This window comes from Bacteroides sp. HMSC067B03, from assembly GCF_001811315.1.
GTDB classification, from domain to species: Bacteria; Bacteroidota; Bacteroidia; order Bacteroidales; family Bacteroidaceae; genus Bacteroides; species Bacteroides faecis.
In genome coordinates this window covers 1-3,636 of the sequence record NZ_KV804513.1, presented here as the reverse complement: position 1 = coordinate 3,636, position 3,636 = coordinate 1, and the positions used below count along the sequence as shown (strand labels likewise).

Genomic DNA, 3,636 nt, shown 5'->3' with positions numbered 1-3,636 from the left:
TAATGGACAAACGATCATTCAAACGAAGATCACAGCCCAGACCGAAACGACCTGTCGGAAGAATCTTACCTTCTTGCCAAAGGTACTCCAACTCATAAGTTCTTGTATCAAGCGCATTGGCTTCATCGTTATCAAAACCACGATTCAGTCCTGCACCGGCAAAGATGTAACCATTGAACACCCGCTTCGGATTAAAACCACAGAACAAAGCGCTGAGATCAGCCATAATATCCACATTACCTTGCAGATACTTATACTGGTAGGTCTGTTGCGGATTGACCCATCCGCCCTTTGCCTGCCAGCCACTTACACCAACACGCGCACCAAACGCGGGAGCAAACTTATAACCGACATTAAGAGCTGCTGCCGGAGAAATAAGATCAGTGAATTTTGCTTCACCTACAGTATGGGCTGCTCCTATTTGTGCCTGAATGAACCAATGAGGTTTGAAAGAAATCTTTTCAGGTTCCTTGACACGCTGTTCCTGGGCGGAAATTGGCAATAGACTGATAGCCATTATACCTATCAACAGTTTTCTTTTAATGTTCATAATAGATTAATTTACATTAAACATAAAGCGCCTCTCATTAGAGAGAAGCGCTTCATTATATTTAAGTTCAAAAAAGAATTAGTTACCTAATGTCTTTTCAACCGGAATAATCACATAAGACTTAACTGTACCCCACTTGTAAGTGACAGTAACAGGTAATCTCAAGTTGAATGCACCGACAGCGTTACCATTGTTTGTATATGTAACGGTACCATAAGTATCCTTAGCAGGAGCTGCAGGAATAGGATTAACCGTAGTACCAGTTTGAGTAATTACCAGTTGTGAAGTAACCTCAGACAACTTCTTAGAATTGATATCGTTACCATTCAAGTCAGTAGTGATATTAGGTATATCAACTGTAATTAGCTCGATTCCATAATAACCGAAGTAGTTAGCTTTTACTGTTGTGCTGAATGCTTGGTTTCTCCAATCAGAGAAGCTCAACAGGTCGAGCATATTAACTGTAGAACCATTATCAACAGCATCTTGGAACTTACCTTCACCGGCAATTACATCAATCGGACGCAAGAAGTAAGCCATATATTCACCGTTAGTGATAGGCAACTCTAATGCACATTCACCGGTAGTTGCTTTAATGTTAATCCAAGCATAGAATCCGGCAGATGGAACTGAGTTATGACTTGCAATATTCAACAGGTCTTTTGCAAAGTCTGTATTTTGATAAGTGACTACACCATCAGCATCAATCACTGCTACATTTTGAGTCGCAGCACCGGCAGTAGCTTTCAATGTCAAGCCATCATCACCAACTGATAATGTATATTCAGTACCGCTCAAACCTTTCTCTTTACGATTTACGTTCTTAGATGCAAAAATATACTTGTAAGCAGTAGCACCTGTGATAATAGGTTTGTTTCCTTCAAATGTGTTATCCAAATCAACTGCAAATGCACAGTCATCAGTCAGAGTACCCGGAACAACTACATTCAGACGAACGTAAGTCTTATTAGCATCCCAGTATTCAGCGATCTTGTTAGAAGCAGGAATTGTAACAGCGGCAATTGCATTAACCTTAGTAGACAATGTGATAGTTACATCGCTGTAAGAATCTTCATAACCAGCTTTCGGTTTGTAAGTTACAACAGCCTTCAATGAGCCAACATCAGAAGTCTTCGCCAAAGCTAACTTCATATCGGCCTGAGAAATAGTCCACTTCAACAAGTCAGTTTGTGTAACTTCTCCAGCATCGGCAACCTCAGTAACCACACCATCGCCGGTATACAACGGATTGGCAGCTTCATAGATAGTCTTGAACATCTTATAGTCCATACCCAACTTGTTATAAACCTTCACGTTCATTTGTTCAACTGTCAATGCGAATACTTTATCATCACATTGGTTAGTGAATGGATCAAATGTGAACGGAGCGTCAATAGCAGGAGCCTTATCTTTAGTGATCATCACTTTAATCCAACCTGTGCTGACCACTTTATTATTAGCTTTCGTATCCAACAGCTGAACACGTACCAATGGCTGACGACCTACGGCAGCATACGGAGTAGCTGTTTCATTAAACAATTTCGGATACAAAACCGAACCTGTCAATCTAGCGAAATCACTTTGGTTAGTCTGATTAGTACCATCAATGTAAGCACACAAATGGAAATCATACTTCAGGCCTAATTTAGCCAATTCTGCAGCAGACATAGTCAAATCTGTCTTTGTAGCAGCTACATCATCATAGCAAGTAATAACCTTTTCAGCAAGATCAATACCAGTAGTTGAGTTATAAGCAACTTCATAGTCAGCATCAGCCTTGATAGCATCATCTGCCTTGCCTGTGTCTGTTCCATACAAATGATGTGCAGTACCTGCAGCCTTTTTAGCCTTATCACCCAAAATCACGTTTTCATAATCTGTTGCGTAGATAGCTCTATACTCATCAGTAATAGTGTTACCAGCTTCTGTTTCTACACGGATAGCCAAAACTGTAATTTTAGAACTTGAGATAGCTTCAATCAACTCAGTAGTAGCCTTAAAGTAAACAGTCAAAACACCGTCTTTTACTTCATAGCTTTCAACTTCCGGATTAGAAGCAGCTGCTCTAGTTTTATTAATATACTCTTTATCTGCAGAAAGTACAGTGATCTTCTTTATCTGTTCTTTAGTTGCACTTGACGGATTCAAGTAGTAAGTACCTGCAATCACCGGACGAACATAAGAATTTGTAGTAGCTTTTGCCCATACTTCACCAGTAGCAGTAGCCGGATTACAGCTAGTTGTTTCACTCCAAGCTTTATAAACGACTTTCAAAGCCTTCATTGAAGGAACACCTCCCAAATAAGCATCCGGTTCAAAGCCAAAGCTCGTAATAGGCAGAACATCACAAATCATCAAATTAACAGGTTCTGCATTGCCATATTTAATAGCCCAACCATAAGTTACGCCATCTGTAGTCATTTCTGTGATATCCAACGTACCTTGCTTAGGTATTGTAACACCGGTAGCTACACCATCATATTTTACAACGCCATCTTCACCAACAGTCAATTTGGTAGCATCAAACTTAGTATCAGTGTCAGTATCTGTAAAAGTAATAGTCTTAGTTTGTACATTACCTTTGTTATCAGTCAAAGTAATAGTAGCTTTATTACCATCCTGAGATACATCCAAAGTATACGTAGTATTAGTGTCTGTATCAGGAATATTATAAGTAGTAGCATCTCCATTCTGATCTGTTACTACTAATTTTCCATCTGCAAAAGACACCGATTTCACATAGGCCAATGAACCAAACTTGGTATTCAATTCGGCCAATGTTTTTTCGATTGCATCTACACGTTCGCTTAGACCATTGATGTCATCATCATAGTCTTTACAAGATGTAAATGTTCCTGTGGTAGACGCAAGTAATGCTCCAAACAGGATTGCACTTAAAAACTTTTTGTTCATAATAAAAAAAAATTTAATTTATAAATTAAAAAATAAAAATATAATTTCTCGTTTTTGATTCAAAAGCCATTTGTGTTTCCCTTTTCATTTTATTAATGTGACCTCCTTTTCTTTTCGTTTTACCTGTGTCCATGATTCTTTAGTATGGACAAGAAATATATTCCCAACACTTT

At 38.8% G+C, this 3,636-nt stretch carries 1 protein-coding gene and 1 pseudogene; both read right to left on the bottom strand.

Going from position 1 to position 3,636, the window contains the following annotated elements:
- Positions 1-550, bottom strand: a pseudogene (locus tag HMPREF2794_RS27005) (OmpA family protein); the annotation flags it as partial.
- Between the two features lie 78 nt (positions 551-628).
- Positions 629-3,463 (bottom strand): hypothetical protein, encoded by a 2,835-nt coding sequence (locus HMPREF2794_RS27000; RefSeq protein WP_055270784.1) that lies wholly within the window; start codon positions 3,461-3,463, stop codon positions 629-631.
- Between the last annotated feature and the right edge of the window lie 173 nt (positions 3,464-3,636).

Bases quoted from the DNA above. Each gene is read 5' to 3' on its own strand.
- HMPREF2794_RS27000 (WP_055270784.1), bottom strand. From the start codon at position 3,463: ATGAACAAAAAGTTTTTAAGTGCAATCCTGTTTGGAGCATTACTTGCG.